Genomic DNA, 24,017 nt, shown 5'->3' on the forward strand with positions numbered 1-24,017 from the left:
CTGATTAGGAAATCCCGCCTCTGGCTGCGCAAAATGTGCGGCCCCGAGGCGGTTGTCGCACGAATTCTGCGCAACCGGCCGCTACGGGCTCTCCTCGGGTGAGTCGGCAGGTGAGCCGCCAGGTGGGTCCGCAGGTGAATCCCCGGGTGACTCGGCAGGCGGGAGCGGGAGGTGGTGCAGGAACCAGTCCCCGGCCAGCTCGGCGACCCGGTCGAGCGTGCCCGGCTCCTCGAACAGGTGGCTCGCGTGCGGCACCACCACCAGCTCGCTCTCGCAGTGCAGCCGGGCCCGGGCCTGCCGGTTGAGGTCGATCACGACGGTGTCCAGCGCGCCGACCAGCAGCAGCGTCGGCGCGCTCACCCCGCCCAGCACCTGCGGCCCGGCGAGGTCCGGGCGACCGCCCCGGGAGACCACGGCGCGCACCGCCGGGCCCAGCGTGGCGGCGGTGTGCAGCGCGGCGGCGGCGCCGGTGCTGGCACCGAACAGGCCCAGCGGCAGGCCACGGGTCTCCGTGAGCTCGCCCAGCCGACCGGCGACGGAGGTCAGCCGCGAGCCCAGCAGGCCGACGTCGAACACCTTGCGCCGGTCCGGCTCCTCGGCCTCGGTGAGCAGGTCGAACAGCAGCGTGCCCAGCCCGGCGCGGTTCAGATACCGGGCGACGTGCCGGTTGCGCGGGCTGTGCCGCCCGCTGCCGCTGCCGTGCGCGAACACCACGATGCCGCGCGCCCCGCCCGGGACGGTCAGCCGGCCCGCGAGCCGGACCCCGGCGGCCGGCAGCACCAGCTCGCGGTCGACCCCGGCGGGCTCCGGGGACTGCTCGCCCCTGGCCTCGGCCAGCAGCGCCAGCACCTCCTCGTCGCCGGTCTGCGAGAAGTCGGTGTAGAACTCACCGATCGCGAAGAACGGGGACGGCGTGTCGACGCAGACCAGCTCGTCGGCGACCTCGGTCAGGCGCTCGGTCCAGTCCGCAGGCGCCACCGGCACGGCGAGCACCACCCGGGCCGCGCCGCGCGCCCGGACGATCCGGCAGGCGGCCTTGGCGGTGGAGCCGGTGGCGATGCCGTCGTCCACCACGACCACGGTGCGCCCGCGCAGGTCGGCGGCCGGACGGTCGCCCCGGTAGCGGCGGGCCCGGCGCTCCAGTTCGGCGCGCTCGCTCCGCTCCACCGCCGCCAGCTGGTCGTCGGTGATCCCGGCGAGCCGGATGACGTGCTCGTTCAGCACCCGCACGCCGTCCTCGCCGATCGCCCCCATGCCCAGCTCGGGCTGGTACGGCACGCCGAGCTTGCGGATCACGCAGATGTCCAGCGGCGCGCCGAGCGCCGCCGCCACCTCGGCGGCCACCGGCACCCCGCCGCGCGGCAGCGCGACCACCACGGTGTCGGCAGCGCTCAGGTGGCCGAGGCGGGCGGCCAGGCGCCGACCCGCGTCGGTGCGGTCGGTGAAGTGGGCTCCGGTGACGTGCATGACACGGCCTCCGAGTTCCACCGTACGCCGATCCGCGACGCCGCTCCCGGGCCCGTCGCGGCGGGGCCGGTTCGGGCGCCGACGTCGGGCCGGGACGGGCGTGGGCGCCGGGCTGGGGCGGGGCCGGGACCTGCGTGGGAGTCGGGCCGGCACGGGCGTGGGCGCTTGCCCGGGACGGGGCCGGGACGGGCGTGAGTGCCGGGCTGGGGCGGGGCCGGGACCTGCGTGGGAGTCGGGCCGGCACGGGCCCGGGACACCGCTCGCCGAGGCGGTCGCCCGGGCACGCGACATGGGGCTCGGGGACGGCTGAGCTCGCCCGGATTGATCCAGGGGTGCCGGTCCGCCGACCGGCACCCCCGGGGTCTCACTGGTACTTCCGGTGCATCCGGTACTTCCGGTCCTACGGCTGCATCTCGTACGCGCCGGACAGCGCCTCGACCCGCGCCCACACCTTCGCGGCGCGCTCGGCGTCCGCGACCGGGCGGCGCACGTTCGCCAGCGCCCAGGCGGCCTGCTCCTCGGTGGTGGAGGCCTTGCCGTGCAGCTCGGTGGCGTGCGCGGAGAAGTCGCGGACCAGGGCGTCGAAGACCTGGTCCAGCACGTCGGCCGGCAGGTCGGTCAACTCGGCCTGCTCCAGCACCAGCTGGCCGTAGACGATCAGCGCGAACAGCTGGCCGATCTCCAGCAGGAAGTCCAGGTCGGCCTGCTGCTCCTTGCCCGGCGCGTGCTTGAGCAGCAACTCGCAGAAGCCGTCGGCCTGTTCCCGGAAGCGGGCGACGTTCGGCAGCTGCGCGTGGCGGTCGTAGGCGGCGCGCCAGTCGTGGAAGCGGATCGCGCCGAGGCCGCGGGCCGGGCCCTGGCGGAACAGGAAGGCGTCGTCGGCGGCGTCCAGGCGGGTCGGCACCGGGGCGTAATCGGCGGGCGCGAACAGGTAGTTGCCCATGAACTTGAGGATCAGCGCCAGGTTGACGTGGACGGTGCCCTCCAGCTTCGGCAGGCCGCGGATGTCCTTGGCAGCCTTGTCGAAGTAGGTGTCCGCCTCGAAGCCCTTGGCCGCGATGACGTCCCACATCAGGTCGATGACCTTCTCGCCCTCGGTGGTGACCTTCATCTTGGTCATCGGGTTGAACAGCAGGTAGCGGCGGTCCTCGGGGGAGGCGGTGCGGAAGTAGTCCACGGCCCGGGCGCTGAACAGCTTCATCGCCACCAGGCGGGCGTAGGCGTCGGTCAACTCCCGTCGCACGTGCGGGAAGTCGGTGACCTTCTTGCCGTACAGCACCCGGTTGTGGGCGTGCGTGAGGGCCTCGTACATCGCGTGCTCGCAGATGCCGACCGAGGCGGTGCAGAGGTTGAACTTGCCGACATTGACGGTGTTCAGCGCGGCGTCGAAGGCGGCCTGGCCGGTGTGCAGCACGTCCTCGGCGCGGACCGGGTAGTCCTCCAGGCGGAACTCGCTGACGTACATCTGGGCGTTCACCACGTTCTTGACCAGGTGGTACGCCTCGTGGCGGCTGTCGGCGGCGAAGAAGACGTAGCCCTCCGGGCCCTCGACGTCCGAGCGGCGGCCGAAGACCGAGACCAGGCCGGCCACGTTGCCGTTGCCGATGTAGTACTTCGGGCCGGTCGCGGTGAAGCCGCCCTCGCCGTCCGGGGTGAGGATCATGTCGGTGGAGTAGATGTCGGCGCCGTGGGTGCGCTCGGACAGGCCGAAGGCCATCACGTGGCCCTCGGCGAGGAGCTTGGCGGCGCGGGCCCGGACGGCCTCGTTCTCGCTCTGCCAGACCGGGCCGAGGCCCAGGATGGTGACCTGCCAGGTGTACCAGTAGCCGAGGCCGTAGAAGCCGAGGATCTCGTTCAGCTCGGCGATCCGCGCGGTGTCCCAGCGCTTGGCGGGGTCGGCCGTGGCGGGGGTCAGGAACTCCGCGAACAGTCCTTCCTGGGCGGCGAATTCGAGGAAGTCGGCGTACCAGGTGCGGTCGATGTAGGTGTCGATGAGCGCCTTCTTGCCGCGGGACTCGAACCAGTCGACGGTCGCGCGCAGTAGACGGCGGGTCGGCTCGTCGAACTGCGCGGGGTCGTAGGTGCGCGGGTTGAAGAGCATCAGGGGCTCCCGGGGGTCGAGGGTGTGAGGACTCGGCGAACGGAGTTCAGCGAACGGCATTCAGCAGACGGTGTTCAGCAGACGGTGTTCAGCAGACGGTGTTCAGCAGTCAGAGTTCAGAAGACAGATTTCAGATAACAGATTTCAGCCTCTGTTATCTGAACCTTGTTCCCCGCCGCGCTTCCCCTCGCCCGCGAGCCGGCGCAGCGTGGCGAGCACGTCGTCGAGCCAGGCGAGGGTCATCCGCTCGTACTCGATGCCGCCGCGCAGCACCACGTGCTGGAGCTCCTGCCGGGTGTCGAGCGCGGTGAGGTCGGGGAAGTCCCGCTGCTCGCCGTGCAGGTAGCGGGCGAGCAGGGCGGCGTGGCTCTCGCGGTGCCGCTCGACCTCGGAGACCAGCGCGGCCGGGTCGTCGAAGGCGGCGGCGCGGATCTTGACTGCGAGTTCGTGCCGTACGGTCTCCGGCTCGACCGGCTCGCGCAGCCAGTCGGCCAGCGCCGCCCGGCCCGGCCCGGCCGCCGAGTAGACCTTCTTGTCCGGTCGGCCGTCCTGCGCGACCTCCTCCGCCGCGATCCAGCCGTCCGCTTCCATCCGCCGCAGCACCCGGTAGATCTGCTGGTGGGTGGCGGTCCAGAAGCGTCCGATGGAGCGGTCGAAGCGCCGGGCCAGCTCGTAGCCGGAGCCGGGCTGCTCCAGCAGCGAGACGAGGATCGCGTGCTCCAGTGCCATGCCCGCATCCTGCTATGCAACGAGTTGCATAGGCAATGGGCCCTTGGAGTGTTGAGACGCAGGTCACCGGCGTGATCCAATGGTTATCGGTCATTCCCGACTATCGGGTGCAAAACGGTGGAGAAGCGCCAGAATGGGTACGGGGCAAGCCCCTTCCCTGGTCCGAACCACATGGAGGTGGTATCGGTGGCAACCCATATGCCGACGGGCATGGAGCACCACCCGGACATCGTCGAACTCCGGGAGCACTACGAGCGGGTCACCTTGACTCCCCGCGCCCAGGGCGTCGAAGCCCTGGCCGTACTGGCCGGCCTCTTCCTGGCGGCATCGCCGTGGATCGTCGGTTTCAGCGCGTTCAGCACCCTGACCGTGACCAGCCTGATCGTGGGTCTGGCCTACACGGCGCTGATGGCCGGCTACGGATCGGCCTACGAACGGACGCACGCGCGGGCCTGGGCGGCCGCCGCGCTCGGTGTCTGGACGATCATCTCCCCCTGGGCCGTCTCCGGGTCCGTCGCGCTCGGCAAGAACATCGTCACCTGCGTCATCGTCGGTGCCGTGATGTTCCTGCTCGGCCTCGCGGCGATCTCGATGGCCACGATCACAGCGAACGGAGCAGCGATGCGGCTCGGCCGGGCCGGCCGCGCCAAGGGCTGATCTTCCCCACAGCCCGTGCCCGGGGCGCGGAGGGTGCGAGCCCGCCGCGCCCCGGCGCACCTCCGACGGGCGCGTCTTCGACCGCGCAAGCGCCTACGGGTGTGTCATCCGCAGCACGTCCAGCGCCTGGTCCAACTGCTCCTCGGTGAGCTTGCCCTCCTCGACGTACCCGCGCTCCAGCACCACCTGACGGATCGTCTTCCGCTCGGCCAGTGCCTGCTTGGCGACCTTCGCCGCCTCCTCGTACCCGATGTACCGGTTCAGCGGCGTCACCACCGAGGGCGAGGACTCCGCGTACTCGCGGGCCCGTTCGACGTTGGCGGTGATGCCGTCCACCGTCCGGTCGGCCAGCAGTCGCGCGCTGTTGGCGAGCAGCCGCACCGACTCCAGCACGTTTCGGGCGATCACCGGGAGCATCACGTTCAGCTCGAAGTTGCCGCTCGCGCCGGCCAGCGTCACCGTCGCGTCGTTGCCGACCACCTGGGCGGCGACCATCAGCACCACCTCGGGCAGCACCGGGTTCACCTTGCCCGGCATGATGGACGAACCCGGCTGCAGGTCCGGCAGGTTGATCTCGCCGAGGCCGGTGCGCGGGCCGGACCCCATCCACCGCAGATCGTTCGCGATCTTGGTGAACCCGACCGCCACCGTGCGCAGTTGACCGCTCAGCTCGACCAGCGCGTCCCGCGCGCCCTGCGCCTCGAAGTGGTCCCGGGCCTCGGTCAGCGGCAGGCCGGTGGCGCGGGCCACCTCCTCGATGACCGCCGCCGGGAAGCCGGGCGGGGTGTTGATGCCGGTGCCCACCGCCGTTCCGCCGAGCGGCAGTTCGGCGACCCGGGGGAGCGTCGCCAGCAGTCGCTCCCGCCCGTGCCGCACCTGCGCCGCGTAGCCGCCGAACTCCTGGCCGAGCGTGACGGGCGTGGCGTCCATCAGGTGGGTGCGGCCCGACTTGACCACTTGCGCGAACTCGGCCGCCTTGCGCTCCAGCGACTCCGCCAGGTGCTCCAGCGCCGGGATCAGGTCGTGGGTGACGGCGGCGGTCGCGGCGATGTGGATCGAGGAGGGGAAGACGTCGTTGGACGACTGGCTCGCGTTCACCTGGTCGTTCGGGTGGACGGGCCGCCCCAGCCGCTCGCCGGCCAGGGTGGCGATCACCTCGTTGGCGTTCATGTTGGACGAGGTGCCCGAACCGGTCTGGAACACGTCCACCGGGAACTGGTCGTCCCAGCGGCCCTCCGCGACCTCCTCGGCCGCCGCCGCGATCGCCCCGGCCGTCTCCTCGTCCAGGACCCCGAGGCGGGCGTTCACCCGGGCCGCGGCCGCCTTGATCCGGGCCAGCGCGGCGATGTGCGCGCGCTCCAGCCGCTGGCCGGACACCGGGAAGTTCTCCACCGCCCGTTGCGTCTGCGCCTGCCACTTCGCGTCGGCCGGCACCCGCACCTCGCCCATCGAGTCGTGCTCGACCCGGTAGTCCTGAGACTTCTCCCGCTCGTCACCCATCGCGCGCTGCACCTCCTGTACGGGCCAACTCGGCCCGGTCACGGGTCCACCGATCCGCCGATCCAGTACAGATCCGCCGATCCACTGATTCACCGATCACGACAGCCGCGCGCGGGCCCGGGGTATTTCCACCCGCGGCCGAATGATCCACCGGTGATCCGGGGCAGCGCCGCTACAGCCGGACCAGCTCGGCCCGGACCAGTTCGCCCGGCTCGGTGCCGGCCTGGACGACCAGCGACCCGTCCGCCGCCCAGACGCCGGAACCGCCCGAGCTGTCCGGGAACACACCCGTCGGTCCCGCGCTGGTGGACAGCACGACCTGGATCCCGTGCGCGGTGGAGCGGGCCCGGCAGTGAGCATCCCGCCGCTCGGCCTGCGCGGCGCCCGGGCCGTACAGGGTGGAGGCGACGTAGGCGTCGATCCCGAGCGCGGCCGTTTCCTCGGCGTGGGTCGGGTCGGCGGCGTCGGCGCAGACCGCGAGGCCGAGTCGCAGGCCGTCCAGCTCCAGCACGACGGGCTTCTCGCCCGGGGCGAAGCGGTCGGGTTCTCCCTCGCCGTGCAGGCGCATCTTCCGGTAGACGACGGTGGCGCCCTCGCCGGTGACCGCCAGCGTGGCGATGGCCTCGCGCCCGTCCGCCTCCGCGACCGGAGCGCCGACCAGGGCGAGGGTGCCGGTGGCGGCGCAGGCCTCGACCAGCGGGGCGAGCCGAGGGTCCGCCGGGTCGACGGCGGGGGCGGCCAGGTCGTAGCCGGTGAGCGACAGCTCGGGGAAGACCACCAGGCGGGTCCCGGCCGCCCGAACGGCTTCGGCGTGCCGCTCGACGTTGACGGACACGGTGTCCGGGCGGCCGGGCTCGGCGCAGGCGGGCTGGGCGGCGGTGACGGTCAGCGACGCGGACGAGGGCAAGACGGGGTCTCCGGGCGGGTGGGGGTCGGTGGTCAAGATCAACCTATGCGTCCGCGGAGGAGCCCGGCAAGGACTGGGTCTGTGTGCCCGGCCCGGCGGCCGACCGGTGGCAGCGCTTCGCGGAGGCCGGCCTCACGGCGCCGCGCTGAGCACCGCCGCCGGGAGGTACCCCGCCGGAGGATACCCCGCCGGGGAGGTCCGCAGCCGTTCGGGCCGTGATCACTCGAAGGAGTGAGATCCCGGCCGGATCGCCTCAAACGGTCGTACGGCGCTTCGTACGCTCCTGACCGGGGCCGGGCGGACACCGGCCCGCCCCGGAACGCCGCAGCAGGGCCCGGGGGACACCGGCGCAGGCGCAGGGGGCGGACCAGGATGACCGCGGGACACGGCGTGAACGGCGGAGCGGGGATTGGCCCGGGGAGCGGCCGCGGGAGCGGTCCGAGCAGGCGGCAGTTGCTCGGCGCCTCGGCAGTACTCGGCGGCGCGGCCTGGCTGCTGCGCGGCACCGTCGGCCCGGACAGTGCCGAGGCGGCCGCGCCCGTACCGCCCGGCCTGCCCGCCGGCACCGAACTCTTCCAGCGGGTCTTCCGGAACTGGTCCGGCGAGATCCGTACCGACCAGCTGTGGACCTGCGCGCCGCGCACCCCCGAGGAGGTCCCGGCGCTCGCCGACTGGGCGCACGCCAACGGCTGGCGGCTGCGTGCCACCGGCTACCGACACACCTGGGCGCCGCTCACCGTCGCCAACGGGACCCCGGGCAGCGCCCGCGTCCTTCTCCTGGACACCAGCCGCCACCTCACCGCCCTCGCCGCCGACTCGCCCACCACCGTCCGGGCGCAGACCGGAGCGAGCATGGAGGCGCTGCTCGCCCACCTGGCCGACCGCGGCCTCGGCCTGACGGCCTGCCCGGCCCCGGGCGACCTGACCGTCGGCGGCGTGCTCGCCATCGGTGGCCACGGCACGGCCGCTCCCGCGGCCGGTGAACAGCGGCCGGACGGGCACGGCTACGGCTCGGTCAGCAACCAGGTGGTCCGGCTCACCGCCGTCGTCCTCGACCCGGCCACCGGCCGCTACACGCTGCGCACCTTCGACCGCGCCGAGGCCGACAGCGCCGCCTTCCTGGTGCACCTGGGCCGGGCCTTCCTCACCGAGGTGGTGCTGCGGGCCGGGGCGGACCGGCCGCTGCGCTGCGTCAGCCGACTCGACATCCCGGCCACCGAGTTGTTCGCCCGCCCCGGCAGTGGCAGCGGCGGCGGACTGCTCGGAGGGCTGCTGGGCGGCGGCGGCCCGCGCACCCTCGCCGACTTCGTCGAGCGCGACGGCCGGGTCGAGGCGATCTGGTTCGCCTACACCGAGTACCCGTGGCTCAAGACCTGGACCGTCACCCCGACCAAGCCGCTCGTCTCGAAGGCCGTCGATCAGCCCTACAACTACCCCTTCTCGGACAGCATTCCGAAACCGGTCGCCCAGCTGGCCGGCCAAATCGTCAGCGGAGCCTGGGGATCGGCCCCGCTGTTCGGCCAACTCCAGTACCTCATCGCCAAGGTGGCGCTCACCGGCGACCTCACCGACGTTCTGCTCTCCGGTGGACTGCTGCGCGACCTGCTCACCGGCGACCTGATCACCCACCTGCTCGACGGCGGCCTGCGCTCCGACCTCTGGGGCCCCTCGCGCACCCTGCTGCAGTACGTCCGGCCCACCACGCTGCGGGTCACCGCCAACGGTTACGCGATCCTGGCCAAGCGCGCCGACCTGCAGTGGGTGGTCAGCGAATTCGCCGTCTACTACCGGCAGTTGCTCGGTGAGTACCAGGCCAGGGGCGAGTTCCCGGTGAACGGCGCGGTGGAGATCCGGGTCACCGGCCTGGAGGACCCCGCGTACTCCGGCGTCCCCGGCGCCCGGCCACCGCTGCTGTCCGCGCTGCGGCCCCGGGCCGACCGGCCGGAGTGGGACACCGCGGTCTGGCTCGACGTGCTCGCCTTCCCCGGCACCCCCGGCCTGGAACGTTTCGCCCGGGACCTGGAGCAGTGGCTGCTGCGCACCTTCGACGGCACCCGGGCGGGCGTGCGGGTCGAGTGGTCCAAGGGCTGGGCCTACACCGCCGACGCGGCCTGGTCCGACCCGGACCTGCTCGGCCGGGTCATCCCCGACAGCCTGCGCGCCGGGGGCGGGCCGGGCTGGGACGAGGCGGTCGCCGTACTGGACCGGCACGATCCGCACCGGGTGTTCGGAAACCCCTTCCTGGACGGGCTGTTGGCGTAAGGCGGACCCGGGTCGTCAGGGGGGAGGAGGAGAGCGGTGGTTCGTCAGATGTGCTCCATCACGATCACCGCGAGGGTGTCCGGTACGAGGGCGCGGAACAGGTGCGGAGCGTCGCCCGGGTAGCTGATGTAGTCCCCCGGGCCCAGCTCGACCGGTGCCTCGGTCGGGCCGACCAGGGCCCGGCCCGAGCCGATCATCACGTGCTCGACGGTGCCGGGCATGTGCGGGTCGGAGGCCCTGGTCTCGCCGGGCTGGGCCTCGATCCGGTAGATGTCGCGCCGGGCGTTCGGCGGGCAGGAGGAGAGTACGGTGGCCGCGTAGTTGGCCTGCTCGGAGTGGGTCACCGGGCCCTCCCCGGCCCGGAGCACCTTGACCGTCGGGCGCGGAGGGTCGACCAGTCGGCTGAAGGGCACGTTCAGTGCGACCCCGAGCGCCCAGAGGGTCTCCACGCTGGGGTTGCCCGCGCCCGACTCCAGCTGCGAGAGCGTCGACTTGGCGATGCCCGCGCGCCGGGCCAGCTCGGTCATCGACAGTCCGCTGCGCTCGCGCTCGCGCCGGATGGAGGCGGCGATCTGGCCGATCAGCTCCGTGCCGGAGCCGTTGGCGCCCGTGGGCTGGGCGGTCTGGTCACTCATGCTCGCCACTCACGCTTTCTCCCGGCTCCCTCGTCGGTGTCGGTCGGTCGGTCTTCGGTGGTTGGTGCCGTTCATGCTGCCACGACCGTCCGCGGCGATGTTCGTTCGCTATGGCGGTCCCCTCGTTCGCCTTGACGAACCATGCCCGGTGGGTTCACTCTGATGGACATGCGTTCGCTTCTCCGAACAATGGAACATGCCACGCTCCGTGACATCGCCCTGGTCTGCCTCGCCGACGCCCTGGTCGGCGCCTCCTTCGGCGCGATCAGCGTGTCCGGCGGCCTGCCCCTCTGGGTGCCGGTCGCCCTCTCCGTCCTCGTCTTCGCGGGCGGCTCGCAGTTCGCGGCCGTCGGCGTGGTGCTGTCCGGCGGCGGCGCGCTCGCGGCCGTCGCCACCGGGCTGGTGCTCAACGCCCGGCTGCTGCCGTTCGGGTTCGCCGTCGCCGACGTGCTCCAGGGCCCGTGGTGGCGACGGCTGTTCGGCGCGCAGCTGCTCACCGACGAGAGTGCCGCCTTCGTGCTGCAGCAGCGCGACCCGCGGCGGCGCCGGGCGGTGTTCTGGATCTGCGGGATCTCGCTGTTCGTGGTGTGGAACGCCGCGGTGCTGCTCGGCGGATTCGCGGGCGGGCTGATCGGCGACACGGACGTGCTGGGCCTGGACTCGGCCTTTCCGGCGGTGCTGCTCGCGCTGGTTGTGCCCTCGCTCGCGGACCGTGGGACTCGTACGGCGGCGGTGGCGGGCGCGGTCGTGGCCGTCGCGGCCACGCCGTTCGTGCCGGCCGGGGTGCCCGTGCTGCTCGCCCTGGTCGGGCTGCTGTTCGCGGGCCGACCGGGAGTGAAGAAGGCGGCGGAGCCGGAGGCTGCCGTCGCGGCCGTGAAGGAGGACGTCCGATGATGCCGCTCTACGCCATCCTGCTGCTGGCGGTCGGGACGTACGCCTACCGGGTGGCCGGGCCGCTGCTCGGGCACCGGCTCGCGCTCTCGGATCGGCTCCGGCACCTGCTGGCCGTCGCGGCGGCGGTGCTGCTGGTCGCGCTGGTGGCGACCGGCGCGCTGACCCAGGGGCACGGCTTCGCGGGGTGGGCGCGCCCGGCGGGAGTGCTGGTCGCCGGGGTGCTCGCCTGGCGTCGGGCACCCTTCCCGGCGGTGGTCGTCGCGGGCGCGGCGACCACGGCGCTGCTGCGGCTGTGCGGGGTGGCGTGACGGCGGGCGGCAGCCGGCTGGCGGCGAACAGCTGACAACTTTCAGCGAACGGATGACAGATTTCGAAATCTGTCATCCGTTCGCTGTCGTCTGTCCGCCGCCGTGCGCCCCACCCGCGTCGGTTACCGGTTACTCCTCCGTCAACCGCTCCGCCTGTACCTCCGGCCGCTTGCTGTCCCACAGCATTTCCCACACCTTGAACACACAGTGGTAGTCGCGCATGCTCCCCTGCGAGATCAGCAGATAGGTGTCCCCGTTCCGGAGGAGCGTCCGCCGCCGGCTGCCCATCGGGTGATCCGGGGTGTACGTCGGCACGATCCGCCGTAGCTCCGCGACGGCCTCCTCGCGGGTGCCCTCGACCTCGCCGAGCACCTTGTTGCCCCAGGTCCGGTCCCTGCCGATGCCGACCGTCTCCTCGACCACCAGCGCCCAACGCGCCATGTTCCGCCTCCCCGTGTCCCCGTGTCGCTTTCCTCACGCCTTCGCGTCCGTCCGACGCCCGGCCGCGTGCGCGATACTCCCGGTACCCGGCACCCGGCCGACCACCGAACATCCCGCATATTCCGCCATATTCCGCCATATTCTGCCGAGAGTACAAGGAGCTTCAATGACGAAGCCGACCCGGATCGACCCGTCCGACCTGCTCGCCGTCGGCGACCTCCTCTCCGACGAGGAGCGGCTGATCCGTGACACCGTCCGCAAGTTCACCGAGGAGCGGATCCGTCCGCACATCGGCGACTGGTTCGAGCGCGGCGTCTTCCCGGTCCGTGAACTCGCCCCCGAGCTCGGTGCCCTCGGCGTGCTCGGCATGCACCTCGACGGCTACGGCTGCGCGGGCGCCGACGCCGTGGCCTACGGGGTCGCCTGCATGGAGCTGGAGGCGGCCGACTCCGGACTGCGCAGCTTCGTGTCCGTCCAGGGCTCCCTGGCGATGCGTTCGATCCACGCCTTCGGTTCCGAGGAGCAGAAGCAGCGCTGGTTGCCCGGCATGGCGGCCGGCGAGCTGATCGGCTGCTTCGGCCTCACCGAGCCTGATTTTGGCTCGGACCCGGCCAACATGCGCACCCGGGCGGTCCAGAAGGGCGGCAAGGGCGGCGACTGGGTGCTGTCCGGCAGCAAGATGTGGATCACCAACGGCAGTATCGCCGACGTCGCCGTGGTCTGGGCGCAGACCGAGCAGGGCGTGCGCGGCTTCCTGGTCGAGCGCGGCACCCGCGGCCTGACCGCCACCGACGTGCACGGCAAGCTCTCGCTGCGCGCCTCGGTCACCAGCGAGCTCGCCTTCGACGAGGTGGTGCTGCCCGCCGACGCCGTGCTGCCCGGGGTCACCGGCCTGCGCGGACCGCTCTCCTCCCTCAACGAGGCCCGCTACGGCATCCTCTGGGGCACCGTCGGCGCCGCCCGCGACTGCTACACCGCGGCCCTCGACTACGCCAAGAGCCGGATCCAGTTCGACCGCCCGATCGCCGGCTTCCAGCTGACCCAGCAGAAGCTGGTCGAGATGATGCTGGAGGTCGAGAAGGCCTACCTGGTGGCGCTGCGGATCGGTCGGCTCAAGGAGGAGGGCGCGGCTCGCCCGCCGCACATCAGCTTCGGCAAGCTCAACAACGTCCGCACCGCGCTGGAGATCGCCCGCAGCGCCCGGACCGTCCTCGGCGCCAACGGCATCACCACCGAGTACCCGGTGCTGCGGCACGCGAACAACCTGGAGTCGGTGCTCACCTACGAGGGCACCAGCGAGATCCACACCCTGGTCCTCGGTGAGGCCATCACCGGCGAGTCCGCCTACCGCTGACGGCCCGTCCGCCCCGTCGACCAGCGGAAATCCGGTAGCCGGGCCCGTCGCGGCCCGGCTACCGTTCCCGCCATGAACGGCCAGAGCACCGGGACGACCCGGACGCCCCCGACCACCACCCTCTGGCGCCCCACCGGGCCCGAGGAACTGGCGCTGGTCGAGGCCGCCGACTGGCGCGCCTGGCCGCCGAGGCTGCCCGAGCAGCCGATCTTCTACCCCGTCCTCAACGAGGACTACGCGATCCGGATCGCCCGCGACTGGAACGTGCCCGCCTCCGGCGTGGGCTACGTGACCCGCTTCAAGGTCGAGGCCGCCTTCCTGGCCCGCTACCCCGTGCAGCGGGCCGGCGGCCGGACCATCCTCGAACTCTGGGTGCCCGCAGAGGAGTTGGCGGAGTTCAACCGGCACATCGTCGGCCGGATCGAGGTCGTCCACGAGTTCCGGCCACAGCCGTGACACCGCGCACGGGTGCGGCGCGTTCGGGTACGGCGCGTACGGATGTGCCGCGTTCGGGTACGGCGCGTTCCGGCACGGCCGGTACGGATGCGGTGGGGCGGGTCCCGCTCACCTCCCCCAGCGGACCAGCACCACCGTCCTGCTCGCCGAGGCCGACCGCCGCTTCGTCCGCCCCGCCGACCGACGGCTGACCGAAAGCCGGCCCGACCGACGGCTGACCGAAAGCTGACGCGACAGGCGGCCGGCCACCTCCCGACACCTCGCGGACACCCTCCGTTCGACGGGACGACGCCGATCGGTACGGCGGGCGGTGAAGCATGGCGCGGTCGGCGGCGCCCTCGGCGGTCGCGGCCGGATGCGCACGACCGAAAGGAAGCCCCGCCATGTCCCCAGCCCAGTGGCCCCGCCCCCGCGTGCTCGTCGTCGGGATCGACGGAGTCCGCCACGACTACCTGGCCGAGGTGGCGATGCCGCGCCTCCAGGAGGTCGCCGAGGCCGGGTTCCTGGTGCCGGTCACCGTCGCGGACACCACGCCCACCATGTCCGGGCCGTGCTGGGCCACCATCGTGACCGGCGTCGAGCCCGCCAAGCACGGTGTCTGGGGCAACCACCTGGGCGGCAACCGGCTCGACGTCTTCCCTGACTTCGCCACCCGCCTCAACCGCGGCGACCGCCGCCGCACCTTCGTCGCGGCCGGCTGGGACCCGCTGATGATCAACGAGTCCGGCGGCCCGCTCTTCCGCGCCCCCGGCCGGCTCTCCTACATAGCCCCGGCCGAGGACACCCCCGAGGCCTGGGAGACCGTCGACGAGGAGGTCACCCGGGAGGCCGTCCACGTCCTCTCCACCGCCGACCCCGAGGCCTCCTTCGTCTATCTCGGCGCCGTGGACGAGACCGCCCACTTCCTCGGCTGCGGCGAGGAGTACCGCGCCTCGATGCGCACCGCCGACGAGCGCCTCGGCCGTCTGCTCGACGCCGTCTGCGGCCGGGCGAGCTACGCCGAGGAGCAGTGGACCGTCATCGTCGTCACCGACCACGGGCACGTCGACGCCGGCGGCCACGGCGGCCGCACCGTCGAGGAGCGGACCGCCTGGGTCGCCTGTGCCGGCCACGACATCCCGGCCGGCCCGCCCACCGGCGAGATCCGCCACCCCGACGTCGCCGCCCAGGTGTACGCCTCCCTGCTGCGTCCCATCGACCCGCACTGGACCCTCGACGGGCGCCCCTTCCCGGTCGCCCGGCCGGTGTCCGCGACGGTCTGACCTGCCGTTGCACCGTCCGGCGGGCCGTTCGAGGCGGTCCGTTCCCCCCGGGTGCAGCAGACCGGACTGCGGCGGGCCCGCGATTGAGTCACGCTCGATCGCGGGCCCGAACGGCCCGTACCCCGGGGACCGGGCCGCCGGACATACGCCTGAAGGTGGAGACGGTACCCCGTGGGTTGGATGCAAGATCGCGACCTCGTGGTGACGATCCGAAGGGGCGGTCCGGGCCAGGATGGATACACCCGGACGGCGGACCGCTCCGCCGGACGGTCCGGACGGGCCGCGCACGGTCGCTCCGGCAACCGACACATCAGCACCGGACACGGAGAGGGAAGTCGGGTATGAAGGGCATCGTGAGCAAGGTCGCGCTGGGAGTCGCGGGCACCGGCATGGCCGTTGCCGTGGCCGCCGTGGCAATCGGCCCGCGGGTGTCCGAGTGGTGGGACGGGCGCCATCAGGAGCAGGCCTCGTACGAGAGCGGGTCCCAGGCCAAGGCCGACCGCCGTTCGGTGCCCGCCTGGCTGCCCGACAACGCCTCCTCGGTGAAGTACGTGATGTCCACCTCGGGCGACGACCGCCTGCTGCGCGCCACGCTCCCCGAGGGCCGGCTGCCCGCCGGCTGCACCGCCGGGCTGCCGGGCAAGGGCCCGCACCCGGTGCCGCTCTCGCTCAAGGCGGGCTGGTTCCCGGAGAACATCGCGACCAAGGCGAGCGGCACCTGCGGGCACTACAATGTGACGCTCACCGGTAACCAGCTCTACGCGTGGCAGGACGGCGCGACGCTGCGGGCGGCCCTTCGAGCCGAGCACGTCGCCAAGCACTGAGGGTGCTGACCGGGCGCTGGTCCCGGATCAGCCGTCCTGACCAGGGAGTGGAACGGCCCGCCGGGCACCGGAAGGTGCGGGCGGGCCGTCGTCGTGCGCGTGTCGAGAGTCGTGCGCGCGCCGCGATCGACCGGTGGGCGGATCCGTCCGGGCGCACCCCTGCTGTCGTTCCCCCCGCCGGGCTGCGATAGGACGGATCGCGAACGAACCCACGTCACCGCGTCCGTACGTGACGATGTGTCGGCATGCGCGGCTGCGGGCCGCCGCGGGGTGACGGCTGTCGGCGAACAGATAACAGCTGACAGATTTCAACATCTGTCAGCTGTTATCTGTTACGCGTTTGCCGTCAGTCCGCAGCCGCTAGGAGATCGAGAAGTCGTCCCCGTAGACATTGCCCTGCCCGTACCAGCCGTGCAGGTACACCGTCACGGTGCCGGAGGCGCCGGTGGTGAAGGGGACGGACAGCTTGGTCCAGCCCGAGGAGTCGGCCCAGGTGCTCGCGGTGGCAGCGCCGCTGACGCCGATGTAGGCGTAGTTGCCCTGCACCCAGCCGCTCAGGGTGTAGCTGGTGTTGGGCTTCAGCGTCACGGTCTGGGTGCATTCGCCGGTCTGGCTCGCGCCGGGCGCGGCCTGCAGCGCGTAGGAGCCGGAGTGGACCGGGGTGGCGACCACGGCGCCGCCGCTCTGGCAGGTCCACGGGGCCAGGCTCCCGGTCTCCAGGCCGCCGTTGACCAGGCCGGTCGACGGGGCCGTCCCGGTGACGGTCAGCGAGTAGGTCGCGGTGTGGGTGCCGGAGGGCGCGGTGGCGGTCACGGTCAGCGGGTAACTCCCGGGCGCCACCGCCGAGGTGGTGGCGATGTTGAGCGTGGCGCTGCCGCCGGCGGTGACGCTGCCGGGGGTGGCGGTGGCGGTGACGCCCGCCGGGGCGCCGCTGACCGAGAGGTTGACACTCTGCGCCGAACCGGCGGTCACCGCCGTCGCGATGCTGGCCGATGTGGACGAACCTGCCACCACCGTACCGGAGTTCGGGTTCGCCGCGAGGGAGAAGTCGTTGGTCACCGTCGAGCCGCTGGTGAACGGCGCGAAGATGTGGCTGAAGTCCCAGGTGTTCTGGGCGATGCCGGAGCAGGAGTCGTCCCCGCCCTTGCCGACGCAGCCGCCGTTGTCGCGCTGGAGCGCCCAGAAGGACAGGGTGTTGATGCCCTTCGACACCGCCCAGTTGTACACCGTGGTGGCGTTCGCCACGGTGAAGGTCTCGGCCGCGCCGTAGTCGTCGATGCCTACCATCTCGGTGATCCCGATCGAACCCCACAGCTGCGCCGGGGTCTTGGCCGGGTAGAGCTTGGCCAGCTGGTTGTACAGGCCCTGCGCGGAGGTCTGGGTGTCGGCGGCCATGTCGTGGGTGGCGCCGTCGTAGTAGTCGAAGGTCATCATGTTGACGACGTCGATCCGCGCGTTGTTGCTGACCGCGTTGCGCAGCACCGCGAGGCCGCTGTCGGCCAGCCCGCTGGTGGTGGTCGGCAGTGTGTAGGAGAACTGGACGTTGCGCCCGTTGGCGGCGGCCCAGTCCTGCACGGTCTTGATCGCCTTGTTGCGGCGGTCGATCCCGGCCGTGTTGGTCAGCGAGTTGTCCTCGATGTCGAGGTCGATCCGGCTGATGTCGTAGGTGGTGATGAGGTTCTCGTAGGCGGCCGCGATCTGGTTGACGTCGGTACAGCTGTCGGCCAGTTCGGTGCCGGTGTTGTCGGCGGTGTAGCCGCCGAAGGAGGGGATCACGTCCCCGCCGTTGGCTCGGATGGTGGCGATGTCGGCGCCGAAGGTCGAGGAGGAGACCGGTTTGGAGGTGTCGCCGTTCCAGTACGGAGTGCAGGAGCCCTTGGTGGCGGCCTGCAGGAAGGCCATGGTCAGGTACTTGGCGCCGGACTGCGCGGCCAGCGTCGCGGGGCTCTGGCCCGTCCAGGACTCGAAGTAGGGGGCGAACACCCGGCTGGGGAGCGGGGTCGCGGCCTGGGCGGTGCCCGTCCCGGCGGCGACCAGGCCGGCCGAGGCAGCCAGGGTGGCACAGGCTGTCAGTGCGGCCTGGACGGTTCTGCGAATACGCATGGATTCTCCAACAGACGTGGTGGGGCAGGACGTTGGGCAGGTCGGAGCGGGCCGGGGCGTCGGCGGCCGTGTGGGGTCGGCCGTGCGGGCCCTGGTCCGGGGAGTTCGGTGCGGACGCGAGGGCGTGCGGAACCCACCGACTCGCGTGGAGGCGGGCGACGATGCGAACGTGCGCACGCCGGACGGAGCGGGGGTGGAGCGGAGCAGGGCAGGGCGGTGCCTCAGCCGCCGGTGGTCACACCCCCACAGTGCATCCCGGCCGGATCGACATGCTTATGTTTGGACTAGACCACTGGCCTGTCAAGAGTCCTGACTGTTCGTCGACATACGACCCCGGCTGCCGAAGGGAACGGATTGGCGGCCGGGGGGCGGGGAGGAATCGTCAGGCGGAGCGGCGCAGGTCGCCCAGCGTCTGCTCGACCAGTCGCAGGGCGGTGGTCTCCTTGTAGCAGCACAGCGGCGTCAGCTTGTCGAAGGCCTCGGTCAACCACGCGTCGTCGCCGAGGAGTTCCGTGCGCCGCTCGCAGGCGACGTGCATGAGCATGAGGCGGAGCGGCAGGACGTGGCGGGCGGGGTGCCAGGTGTGATGGTGGGTGAACCGGCGTCCCAGTCCGTGAACGCCGATGGCCGCGCACCCGGCGGGCGGGGCGCGGCCACGGCTGCCCGGAGCTCAGGACACCGGGCGGTTCGGGGGCGCGGATCGCGCTAGCGCGGCGACGGGCAGAGCGTGGTGCGCAGCGCGTCGTTGATCTTCGCGGCGGTGTCGGGACCGAAGCCCTGCGGGTGGTCGGGCGAGGTGAAGTGCTGGTTGGCCAGCTCGATCAGCTTTGCCTTGTCCTTGGGGAACTGGTACATCGACTGGCACTGCTTGCGGGCCTGTTCCACCGCCTGGTCGGGCTTGCCGCCGACGATCGCCGGGTCGATGGCGTTCAGTGCGGCGACCACCTTGCCGGTCAGGTCGGAGTCCGGCTTGGCGGGCAGCCCGGCATCGGCGGGTGGCGCGGGCTTGGCCGGGGCCGACCCGTCCGCGCCGGGCGAGGAGCCCGCGGGCGCGCCGGTGGCGCCGGTGGCGCCACCGGCGGTAGCAGGCGCGGAGGTAGCGGAGGTGTCGGGCGTTGCGGCGGCCGAGCCGGTCGAGGCGTCGGAGGGGGTGGCGGCGGCGGTGGTGGGGGAAGCGGCCGCGGCGGTGGCCTTGCCCGAGCTCGATCCCGAGCTGGAGCAGGCAGCGAGGCTCACCGCGGCGAGTGCCGTGAGGGTGGCGGCGAGGAGACGAATGCGCATGGCGCCACACTGTCATGTTCGCGGCGCCGAAGGGAAGGTCCCGCCTGACGGTGGACGGCGGGCGGTGGACGGCGGCCCGGAAGCCGTTGCCTCCGCGCCGCCGTCCACCGCACGAGCCGTTCGCCGTCCGGCTCATTCGTCGTACGGGTCGTCAGCCGAGCCCGTTGGCCTTCAGCCAGTCCTTGGCCACCGTCGACGGGTCCTCCTTGTCGACCGAGACGCGCTTCATCAGCCCCGTCAGCCCGGCGGTGTCGAGCTTGGCGGACACCGCGTTGAGCGCCGCCGTCGCGGTGGCGTCCACGCCCGCCTTGTTGACCAGCGGGGTGATGTTCTGCGCGCCGAAGACGTTCTTCGGGTCGGTCAGCGGCACGAGCTTGTACTGGACGATCTTCGGGTCGGTGGTGAACACGTTGCCGACCTGGATGCTGCCGTCCTTGAGCGCGTTCGCGGTGGTGTCGGCGGTGGGCTTCCACTCCTTGAAGGTGAGCCCGTAGACGTCCTTGAACTGCTGCTCGCGGCGGGACTTGAACTCCGGCTGGCCGCCGATGGTGAACTCGCCGGCCTTGGCGGTCAGGTCGGAGATGCTCTTGAGGCCGTACTTGTCGGCGGTCTCCTGGGTGACGCTGAGCGAGTCCTTGTCCTCGGCGGGCGAGGAGTCGAGGATCGCGAGTGAGGCGGGCAGCGTCGTGGTCAGCGCCGCGTTCACGTCCTGGGTGGTGACGGCGGTGGCCTTGGCGTCCAGGTAGGCGAGCAGCGCGCCGTTGTACTCGGGCAGGACGGTCAGGTTGCCGCTCTGCAGCTGCCCGTAGAGCACCTCGCGGCTGCCGATGTTGAACTTCTCCTCGACCTTGACGCCCTTGGCCTTGAGCGCCTGCGAGTAGATCGAGCCGAGCAGGACGTTCTCCGGGAAGTTCGCCGAGCCGACGACGACCGTCGACCCGGAGCCGCCGCCGGCCGCCGTGGCGCCCCCGGAGGCGGTCGAACCCCCGTCGAGCGGGTTGCTGCTGGAGGAGCCGCAGGCGGTCGCGCCCAGGGCGAGCGCGGCGAGGGTGCCGAGGAGGACCGCACGCCTGCTTCTCTTCGATGTCGACATGGTGACAGTTGTCCTTCCGGAGCGGATGGGAGAGGAGGGCTTCAGCGGGCCCGGCGCTGGGCGCGCATCCCGGGCGGGAGCGCGAACCGGGCGAGCAGGGCGAAGAACAGCTGGGCGCCGACCGCGAGCAGCACCACCAGCAGCGCGCCGCCCACGGTCACCGCGTACTGGCGGGTGGCCAGGCCGTCGATGACGTAGCGGCCGAGGCCGCCCAGTCCGACGTAGGCGGCCACCGTGGCGGTCGCGATCACCTGGACGGTCGCGGTGCGCAAGCCCGCCAGCAGGGTCGGCGCGGCCGACGGCAGGCAGACCTGGAAGAGCACCTGGGGGTGGGTCAGCCCGATGCCGCGCGCGGCGTCCCGGACGTCCGGGTCGGTGCCCCGCACCCCCTCGACGGCCGTCACCAGCAACGGCGGCGCGGCGAGCGCGACCAGCGGGATCAGCACGGCGGTGTCGCCGACCCCGGCGAGCAGCACCGCGAGCGTCACCAAGCCGAGGGTGGGCAGGGCGCGGGCGGCGCCGGCCAGCGCGGTGACCGCGGTGACGCCGCGCCCGGTGTAGCCGATCAGCAGCCCGAGCGGCACGGCCAGGATGGTCGCGAACAGCAGGGCCTCGCCGGAGAGCAGCAGGTGCTCGGCGACCCGGTGCACGATCGAGTCCGGGCCGCTGCGGCGGTCCGGGGCGGAGAAGAAGTCGCTCAGCCAGTTGAGCCAGTTCACGAGCCCGCTCCCTTCTCCCGGACGGCCCACGGCGCGAGCAGCCGCCGGGCGGCCACCAGCAGCAGGTCGACGACCAGCGCGAGCGCGGCGATCAGCGCGATGCCGGCCACGATCGGGGTCGGGAAGGTGCGCTGGAAGCCGTCGATGAACAGGTAGCCGAGCCCGCCGCGCCCGACCAGCGCGCCGACACTGGCCAGCGAGATGCTGGACACCGCGGCGACCCGCAGTCCGGCGATCAGGTACGGCACGGCGGCGGGCAGTTCGACCGAGGTCAGCCGGTGCCACGGCCCGTACCCCATTGCGGTGGCGGCCTGCCGGACGGACTCCGGGACAGCGCGCAGCCCGTCCACGGTGGTCGGCAGGAGGACGGCGAGGGCGTAGAAGGTGAGCGGGATCATCACGGTCGCCTGGGTGGCGAGCCCGGTGTAGGGGATCAGCACCACGAACACGGCCAGCGAGGGCAGCGCGTAGACGATGTTGAACACGGCCGACAGCGGCTGGTACAGCCGGGGGAACCGGGCGCAGGCCAGGCCGAGCGGGACGGCCAGTAGCAGGCCGATGAGCACCGGGAGCAGCGCGATCAGGGCGTGGTCGGCGAGCAGGTGGCCGAGGTAGCCGAGGTGGTCGCCGATCCAGTACCAGCGGACGATCGGTTCATCGTCCACCGTCGGCTCCGTCCGTCCGGTCGGTGCCGAGGGTCTTGCCGCTGGCTGGGGTCTTGTCGGTGCCGAGGGTCTTGCCGCTGGCTGGGATCTTGTCGGTGTCGGGGGTCTTGCCGGTGCCGACGTGCTCCTTGAGGGGGGCGTCGGTGGTTCGGTCGGCGGGCGCGAGAGCGGCGAGGATCGCCTCGCGGCTCGCGGTGCCTGCGGCCCGGCCCTCGGCGTCCAGCGCGACCGCGACCCCGGCGGGGGAGAGGACGGCGGCGTCCAGGGCGGTGCGCAGGGTGTCGGTGTCCGGGCGGTATCCGGCCACCGGCTGCAGCTCGGCGGTGACGGCGTTGCGGTCGATCCAGCCGATCGGGCGGCGCTCGTCGTCCAGGGCCAACTCCCAGCCCCCGTAGCGGACTCCCTCGCCCACCGGGCGCAGCGGGACGGCGGTGGCGGGGCGCAGCCCGAGGCCGCGCAGACCCCGGTCGCGGCCGAGGAAGGCGGCCACGCCGTCGTCGGCGGGCGTGGTCAGCAAGGTGTGCGGGTCGGCAAGCTGGGCGATCCGGCCGTGCTCGCGCAGTACCACGACCTGGTCGCCGAGCCGGACGGCCTCCTCGATGTCGTGGGTGACGAACAGCACCGTCTTGTGCAGCTCGGACTGCAGCCGCAGCAGCTCGTCCTGGAGCCCGGCGCGCACCACCGGGTCGACCGCGCTGAACGGCTCGTCCATCAGCAGCACCGGCGGGTCGGCGGCCAGCGCGCGGGCCACGCCGACCCGCTGCTGCTGGCCGCCGGACAGCTGGAACGGGTAGCGCCTGGCGGTCTCCGGGGCGAGTCCGACCAGTTCCAGCAGTTCGGCGGCTCGGGCGCGGGCCCTCTTGCGGTCCCAGCCGAGCAGGTAGGGGACGGTGGCGATGTTGTCGATCACCCTGCGGTGCGGGAAGAGCCCGGCCTGCTGGATCACGTACCCGATGCCGCGGCGCAGCTTGGCGGGTTCCAGCTGGGCGACGTCGGTGTCGTCCAGCAGCACCCGGCCGGAGGTGGGCTCGACCATTCGGTTGACCATGCGCAGCAGCGTGGTCTTGCCGCAGCCGGACGGTCCGACCAGGACGGTTATCCGACCGGTCGGGACCTCCAGGTCCAGGCCCTCGACAGCGATCGTGCCGTCGGGGTGGCGCTTGCCGGCGCCCTCGAATCTGATCACGGGGTGTTTCCTCGTCAGGGCGCCCCAGGGAGGCGGCGCCTGTGTCGGTCGGTCGTTCGGTCGGGTCGTTCGTATGACGGCGGATCCAACCGCCCGGGCGTTCTTCCGCCCGCGTGGCTGCCCAGCTTCGGACCGGCGGAAACTCCGATCAGATTATGACCTGCATCATCTCCTGTCCGTGATTTACCGTCCGGCACGCGCCGTGGAGCCCGGCTCAGGCCCGGCTTGAGCCCTTCGCCCCCGCCCCTGCCGGGGCCTTGACGTCAGCCGCCCGGACGGGTCGGCAGCCCGGCAGCGGCCCAGCCGACGAAGCCGCCGTCCAGGTCGGTCGCCCGGTGCAGCCCCAACTCACGCAGCGAGGCGGCGGCCAGGCTGGAGGCGTAGCCCTCGGAGCAGACCACGATCAACTCGACGTCGTAACCCGAGGCCTCGGGGATGCGGTGACTGCCGGTCGGGTCGAGCCGCCACTCCAGGACGTTGCGCTCGATGATCAGTGAGCCGGGGATCTCACCCTCGGCCGCCCGCTGCGCCGCCGGACGGATGTCCACCAGCAGCGCGCCCGCCAGCTGGGCCCGGTACGCCTCCTGGGCGCGGGGGCGGTGGACGCCCTCGCGGGCCCGTGCCACCAGGTCGTCGATCGTGGTCACCACTGCTCCGGTCCTTCCCCCGAGGTACGGACGAGCCCGCCGGCCCGCAGGTCGTAGTGTGCCATCGAGCTGAGCGGGGGCGAGTAGGCGTGCAGGGTGACGGCCGGGCCGGAGGCGGTGTTGCGGACGTCGTGCACGTACTCGGGGCCGAAGGCGCGGGCGGTGCCGACCGGGACCCGGCGGATCAGCAGGCCCTGCTCCGGGCCGCCGAGGGACAGCTCCTCCAACTCGCCGAGCGCGACGGTGAACGCGCCGCGCGAGCCGCCGTGGTCGTGGAAGCCGGTGGACTGACCGGGCAGCCAGCTGATCAGCCACACCTCGTGGTCGTCCTCGGCCACCAGGCGCTGGTACCAGCGCTCCTCGGTGGAGAGGCGGACCAGGTGGATCCACTGCTCGGGCCGCTCGGCCAGCTCGCGGACGATGCTCCGCAGGGAGTTCGGGGTCAGCGGAGCGCGGGCGCGCTCGGCGGCGGGTGTCTCGGGGGTGGGCGTCGGGGTCTCGGAGACGAGGTCCAGGTTCATGGGGC

At 72.4% G+C, this 24,017-nt stretch carries 24 protein-coding genes; 8 read left to right on the forward strand and 16 right to left on the reverse strand.

Annotated features, from left to right (window positions below):
* Positions 1-81 precede the first annotated feature (81 nt).
* The 3 genes from ACZ3UD_RS27380 to ACZ3UD_RS27390 form a co-directional block, all read right to left on the reverse strand.
* On the reverse strand, positions 82-1,467 hold the full coding sequence (locus tag ACZ3UD_RS27380; protein WP_465593051.1) for a phosphoribosyltransferase family protein: 1,386 nt from the start codon (positions 1,465-1,467) through the stop codon (positions 82-84).
* A 400-nt stretch (positions 1,468-1,867) separates the two neighbouring features.
* Positions 1,868-3,568, reverse strand: a complete 1,701-nt coding sequence (locus ACZ3UD_RS27385; protein WP_465593054.1) for an acyl-CoA dehydrogenase family protein — start codon at positions 3,566-3,568, stop codon at positions 1,868-1,870.
* 144 nt (positions 3,569-3,712) lie between these two features.
* Positions 3,713-4,297, reverse strand: coding sequence for a PadR family transcriptional regulator (locus ACZ3UD_RS27390; RefSeq protein WP_465593057.1), 585 nt, complete (start codon positions 4,295-4,297; stop codon positions 3,713-3,715).
* A 210-nt stretch (positions 4,298-4,507) separates the two neighbouring features.
* Here ACZ3UD_RS27390 and ACZ3UD_RS27395 point away from each other — a divergent pair, with 210 nt between their 5' ends.
* Entirely contained in the window at positions 4,508-4,954 is a 447-nt protein-coding gene (locus ACZ3UD_RS27395; RefSeq protein WP_465593060.1) for an SPW repeat protein, read from the forward strand.
* Positions 4,955-5,047: 93 nt separating this feature from the next.
* Here ACZ3UD_RS27395 and ACZ3UD_RS27400 read toward each other — a convergent pair whose 3' ends face one another.
* Positions 5,048-6,454: a class II fumarate hydratase gene (locus tag ACZ3UD_RS27400; RefSeq protein WP_465593063.1), complete on the reverse strand. Its 1,407-nt coding sequence runs from the start codon at positions 6,452-6,454 to the stop codon at positions 5,048-5,050.
* A gap of 172 nt (positions 6,455-6,626) precedes the next feature.
* Positions 6,627-7,361 (reverse strand): carbon-nitrogen hydrolase family protein, encoded by a 735-nt coding sequence (locus ACZ3UD_RS27405; protein ID WP_465593066.1) that lies wholly within the window; start codon positions 7,359-7,361, stop codon positions 6,627-6,629.
* Between the two features lie 372 nt (positions 7,362-7,733).
* Here ACZ3UD_RS27405 and ACZ3UD_RS27410 point away from each other — a divergent pair, with 372 nt between their 5' ends.
* A complete protein-coding gene (locus ACZ3UD_RS27410) occupies positions 7,734-9,623 on the forward strand; it encodes a cholesterol oxidase substrate-binding domain-containing protein (RefSeq protein WP_465593069.1) in 1,890 nt (629 codons plus the stop codon).
* A 44-nt stretch (positions 9,624-9,667) separates the two neighbouring features.
* Here the strand turns inward: ACZ3UD_RS27410 and ACZ3UD_RS27415 are convergent, their stop codons facing one another.
* Positions 9,668-10,258 carry a helix-turn-helix domain-containing protein gene (locus ACZ3UD_RS27415; protein ID WP_387614249.1) on the reverse strand — a complete coding sequence of 197 codons (591 nt, stop codon included), beginning with the start codon at positions 10,256-10,258 and terminating at the stop codon, positions 9,668-9,670.
* Between the two features lie 189 nt (positions 10,259-10,447).
* Here ACZ3UD_RS27415 and ACZ3UD_RS27420 point away from each other — a divergent pair, with 189 nt between their 5' ends.
* Both ACZ3UD_RS27420 and ACZ3UD_RS27425 read left to right on the forward strand, forming a co-directional pair.
* On the forward strand, positions 10,448-11,152 hold the full coding sequence (locus ACZ3UD_RS27420) for an AzlC family ABC transporter permease (RefSeq protein ID WP_465593073.1): 705 nt from the start codon (positions 10,448-10,450) through the stop codon (positions 11,150-11,152).
* Positions 11,152-11,460, forward strand: coding sequence for an AzlD domain-containing protein (locus ACZ3UD_RS27425; protein WP_465593289.1), 309 nt, complete (start codon positions 11,152-11,154; stop codon positions 11,458-11,460). The genes ACZ3UD_RS27420 and ACZ3UD_RS27425 overlap by 1 nt, the downstream gene beginning before the upstream one ends.
* A gap of 129 nt (positions 11,461-11,589) precedes the next feature.
* Here ACZ3UD_RS27425 and ACZ3UD_RS27430 read toward each other — a convergent pair whose 3' ends face one another.
* Positions 11,590-11,901: a hypothetical protein gene (locus tag ACZ3UD_RS27430; protein ID WP_465593076.1), complete on the reverse strand. Its 312-nt coding sequence runs from the start codon at positions 11,899-11,901 to the stop codon at positions 11,590-11,592.
* A gap of 166 nt (positions 11,902-12,067) precedes the next feature.
* Here ACZ3UD_RS27430 and ACZ3UD_RS27435 point away from each other — a divergent pair, with 166 nt between their 5' ends.
* The 4 genes from ACZ3UD_RS27435 (at position 12,068) to ACZ3UD_RS27450 (ending at position 15,797) form a co-directional block, all read left to right on the forward strand.
* On the forward strand, positions 12,068-13,255 hold the full coding sequence (locus ACZ3UD_RS27435; RefSeq protein ID WP_465593079.1) for an acyl-CoA dehydrogenase family protein: 1,188 nt from the start codon (positions 12,068-12,070) through the stop codon (positions 13,253-13,255).
* Between the two features lie 72 nt (positions 13,256-13,327).
* Positions 13,328-13,711 carry an ADP-ribosylation/crystallin J1 gene (locus ACZ3UD_RS27440; protein WP_465593082.1) on the forward strand — a complete coding sequence of 128 codons (384 nt, stop codon included), beginning with the start codon at positions 13,328-13,330 and terminating at the stop codon, positions 13,709-13,711.
* Between the two features lie 383 nt (positions 13,712-14,094).
* Positions 14,095-14,973, forward strand: coding sequence for an alkaline phosphatase family protein (locus ACZ3UD_RS27445; RefSeq protein ID WP_465593085.1), 879 nt, complete (start codon positions 14,095-14,097; stop codon positions 14,971-14,973).
* 341 nt (positions 14,974-15,314) lie between these two features.
* The gene (locus tag ACZ3UD_RS27450) at positions 15,315-15,797 is read left to right on the forward strand and encodes a hypothetical protein (RefSeq protein WP_465593088.1); all 483 of its coding nucleotides are present in this window, start codon (positions 15,315-15,317) and stop codon (positions 15,795-15,797) included.
* A gap of 360 nt (positions 15,798-16,157) precedes the next feature.
* On the opposite strand, the gene ACZ3UD_RS27455 is transcribed toward ACZ3UD_RS27450, so the two are convergent.
* From ACZ3UD_RS27455 to ACZ3UD_RS27495, 9 genes are all read right to left on the reverse strand, one after another.
* The gene (locus ACZ3UD_RS27455) at positions 16,158-17,900 is read right to left on the reverse strand and encodes a glycosyl hydrolase family 18 protein (RefSeq protein ID WP_465593091.1); all 1,743 of its coding nucleotides are present in this window, start codon (positions 17,898-17,900) and stop codon (positions 16,158-16,160) included.
* 382 nt (positions 17,901-18,282) lie between these two features.
* Positions 18,283-18,444, reverse strand: a complete 162-nt coding sequence (locus ACZ3UD_RS27460) for a hypothetical protein (RefSeq protein ID WP_465593094.1) — start codon at positions 18,442-18,444, stop codon at positions 18,283-18,285.
* A gap of 161 nt (positions 18,445-18,605) precedes the next feature.
* Positions 18,606-19,181 carry a hypothetical protein gene (locus ACZ3UD_RS27465; protein ID WP_465593097.1) on the reverse strand — a complete coding sequence of 192 codons (576 nt, stop codon included), beginning with the start codon at positions 19,179-19,181 and terminating at the stop codon, positions 18,606-18,608.
* A 151-nt stretch (positions 19,182-19,332) separates the two neighbouring features.
* On the reverse strand, positions 19,333-20,274 hold the full coding sequence (locus tag ACZ3UD_RS27470; protein WP_465593100.1) for an ABC transporter substrate-binding protein: 942 nt from the start codon (positions 20,272-20,274) through the stop codon (positions 19,333-19,335).
* Positions 20,275-20,315: 41 nt separating this feature from the next.
* On the reverse strand, positions 20,316-20,993 hold the full coding sequence (locus ACZ3UD_RS27475; RefSeq protein ID WP_465593103.1) for an ABC transporter permease: 678 nt from the start codon (positions 20,991-20,993) through the stop codon (positions 20,316-20,318).
* On the reverse strand, positions 20,990-21,658 hold the full coding sequence (locus ACZ3UD_RS27480; protein ID WP_465593106.1) for an ABC transporter permease: 669 nt from the start codon (positions 21,656-21,658) through the stop codon (positions 20,990-20,992). The genes ACZ3UD_RS27475 and ACZ3UD_RS27480 overlap by 4 nt, the downstream gene beginning before the upstream one ends.
* The gene (locus tag ACZ3UD_RS27485) at positions 21,648-22,844 is read right to left on the reverse strand and encodes an ABC transporter ATP-binding protein (RefSeq protein ID WP_465593109.1); all 1,197 of its coding nucleotides are present in this window, start codon (positions 22,842-22,844) and stop codon (positions 21,648-21,650) included. Before ACZ3UD_RS27485 ends, ACZ3UD_RS27480 begins: the two co-directional genes overlap by 11 nt.
* A gap of 263 nt (positions 22,845-23,107) precedes the next feature.
* Positions 23,108-23,494, reverse strand: a complete 387-nt coding sequence (locus ACZ3UD_RS27490) for a rhodanese-like domain-containing protein (RefSeq protein ID WP_465593112.1) — start codon at positions 23,492-23,494, stop codon at positions 23,108-23,110.
* On the reverse strand, positions 23,488-24,012 hold the full coding sequence (locus tag ACZ3UD_RS27495) for a cysteine dioxygenase (RefSeq protein WP_465593115.1): 525 nt from the start codon (positions 24,010-24,012) through the stop codon (positions 23,488-23,490). The genes ACZ3UD_RS27490 and ACZ3UD_RS27495 overlap by 7 nt, the downstream gene beginning before the upstream one ends.
* Between the last annotated feature and the right edge of the window lie 5 nt (positions 24,013-24,017).

Source organism: Kitasatospora sp. NPDC023118, assembly GCF_055560875.1.

Excerpts from the sequence above, each read along its gene's own strand:
- ACZ3UD_RS27385 (WP_465593054.1), bottom strand. The coding sequence starts at position 3,568 with ATGCTCTTCAACCCGCGCACCTACGACCCCGCGCAGTTCGACGAGCCG.
- ACZ3UD_RS27445 (WP_465593085.1), top strand. The coding sequence starts at position 14,095 with ATGTCCCCAGCCCAGTGGCCCCGCCCCCGCGTGCTCGTCGTCGGGATC.
- ACZ3UD_RS27465 (WP_465593097.1), bottom strand. The coding sequence starts at position 19,181 with ATGCGCATTCGTCTCCTCGCCGCCACCCTCACGGCACTCGCCGCGGTG.
- ACZ3UD_RS27410 (WP_465593069.1), top strand. The coding sequence starts at position 7,734 with ATGACCGCGGGACACGGCGTGAACGGCGGAGCGGGGATTGGCCCGGGG.
- ACZ3UD_RS27380 (WP_465593051.1), bottom strand. The coding sequence starts at position 1,467 with ATGCACGTCACCGGAGCCCACTTCACCGACCGCACCGACGCGGGTCGG.
- ACZ3UD_RS27455 (WP_465593091.1), bottom strand. The coding sequence starts at position 17,900 with ATGCGTATTCGCAGAACCGTCCAGGCCGCACTGACAGCCTGTGCCACC.
- ACZ3UD_RS27390 (WP_465593057.1), bottom strand. The coding sequence starts at position 4,297 with ATGGCACTGGAGCACGCGATCCTCGTCTCGCTGCTGGAGCAGCCCGGC.
- ACZ3UD_RS27495 (WP_465593115.1), bottom strand. The coding sequence starts at position 24,012 with ATGAACCTGGACCTCGTCTCCGAGACCCCGACGCCCACCCCCGAGACA.
- ACZ3UD_RS27450 (WP_465593088.1), top strand. The coding sequence starts at position 15,315 with ATGAAGGGCATCGTGAGCAAGGTCGCGCTGGGAGTCGCGGGCACCGGC.
- ACZ3UD_RS27395 (WP_465593060.1), top strand. The coding sequence starts at position 4,508 with ATGGAGCACCACCCGGACATCGTCGAACTCCGGGAGCACTACGAGCGG.
- ACZ3UD_RS27420 (WP_465593073.1), top strand. The coding sequence starts at position 10,448 with ATGGAACATGCCACGCTCCGTGACATCGCCCTGGTCTGCCTCGCCGAC.
- ACZ3UD_RS27425 (WP_465593289.1), top strand. The coding sequence starts at position 11,152 with ATGCCGCTCTACGCCATCCTGCTGCTGGCGGTCGGGACGTACGCCTAC.
- ACZ3UD_RS27415 (WP_387614249.1), bottom strand. The coding sequence starts at position 10,258 with ATGAGTGACCAGACCGCCCAGCCCACGGGCGCCAACGGCTCCGGCACG.
- ACZ3UD_RS27470 (WP_465593100.1), bottom strand. The coding sequence starts at position 20,274 with ATGTCGACATCGAAGAGAAGCAGGCGTGCGGTCCTCCTCGGCACCCTC.
- ACZ3UD_RS27430 (WP_465593076.1), bottom strand. The coding sequence starts at position 11,901 with ATGGCGCGTTGGGCGCTGGTGGTCGAGGAGACGGTCGGCATCGGCAGG.
- ACZ3UD_RS27400 (WP_465593063.1), bottom strand. The coding sequence starts at position 6,454 with ATGGGTGACGAGCGGGAGAAGTCTCAGGACTACCGGGTCGAGCACGAC.
- ACZ3UD_RS27440 (WP_465593082.1), top strand. The coding sequence starts at position 13,328 with ATGAACGGCCAGAGCACCGGGACGACCCGGACGCCCCCGACCACCACC.
- ACZ3UD_RS27460 (WP_465593094.1), bottom strand. The coding sequence starts at position 18,444 with ATGCTCATGCACGTCGCCTGCGAGCGGCGCACGGAACTCCTCGGCGAC.
- ACZ3UD_RS27435 (WP_465593079.1), top strand. The coding sequence starts at position 12,068 with ATGACGAAGCCGACCCGGATCGACCCGTCCGACCTGCTCGCCGTCGGC.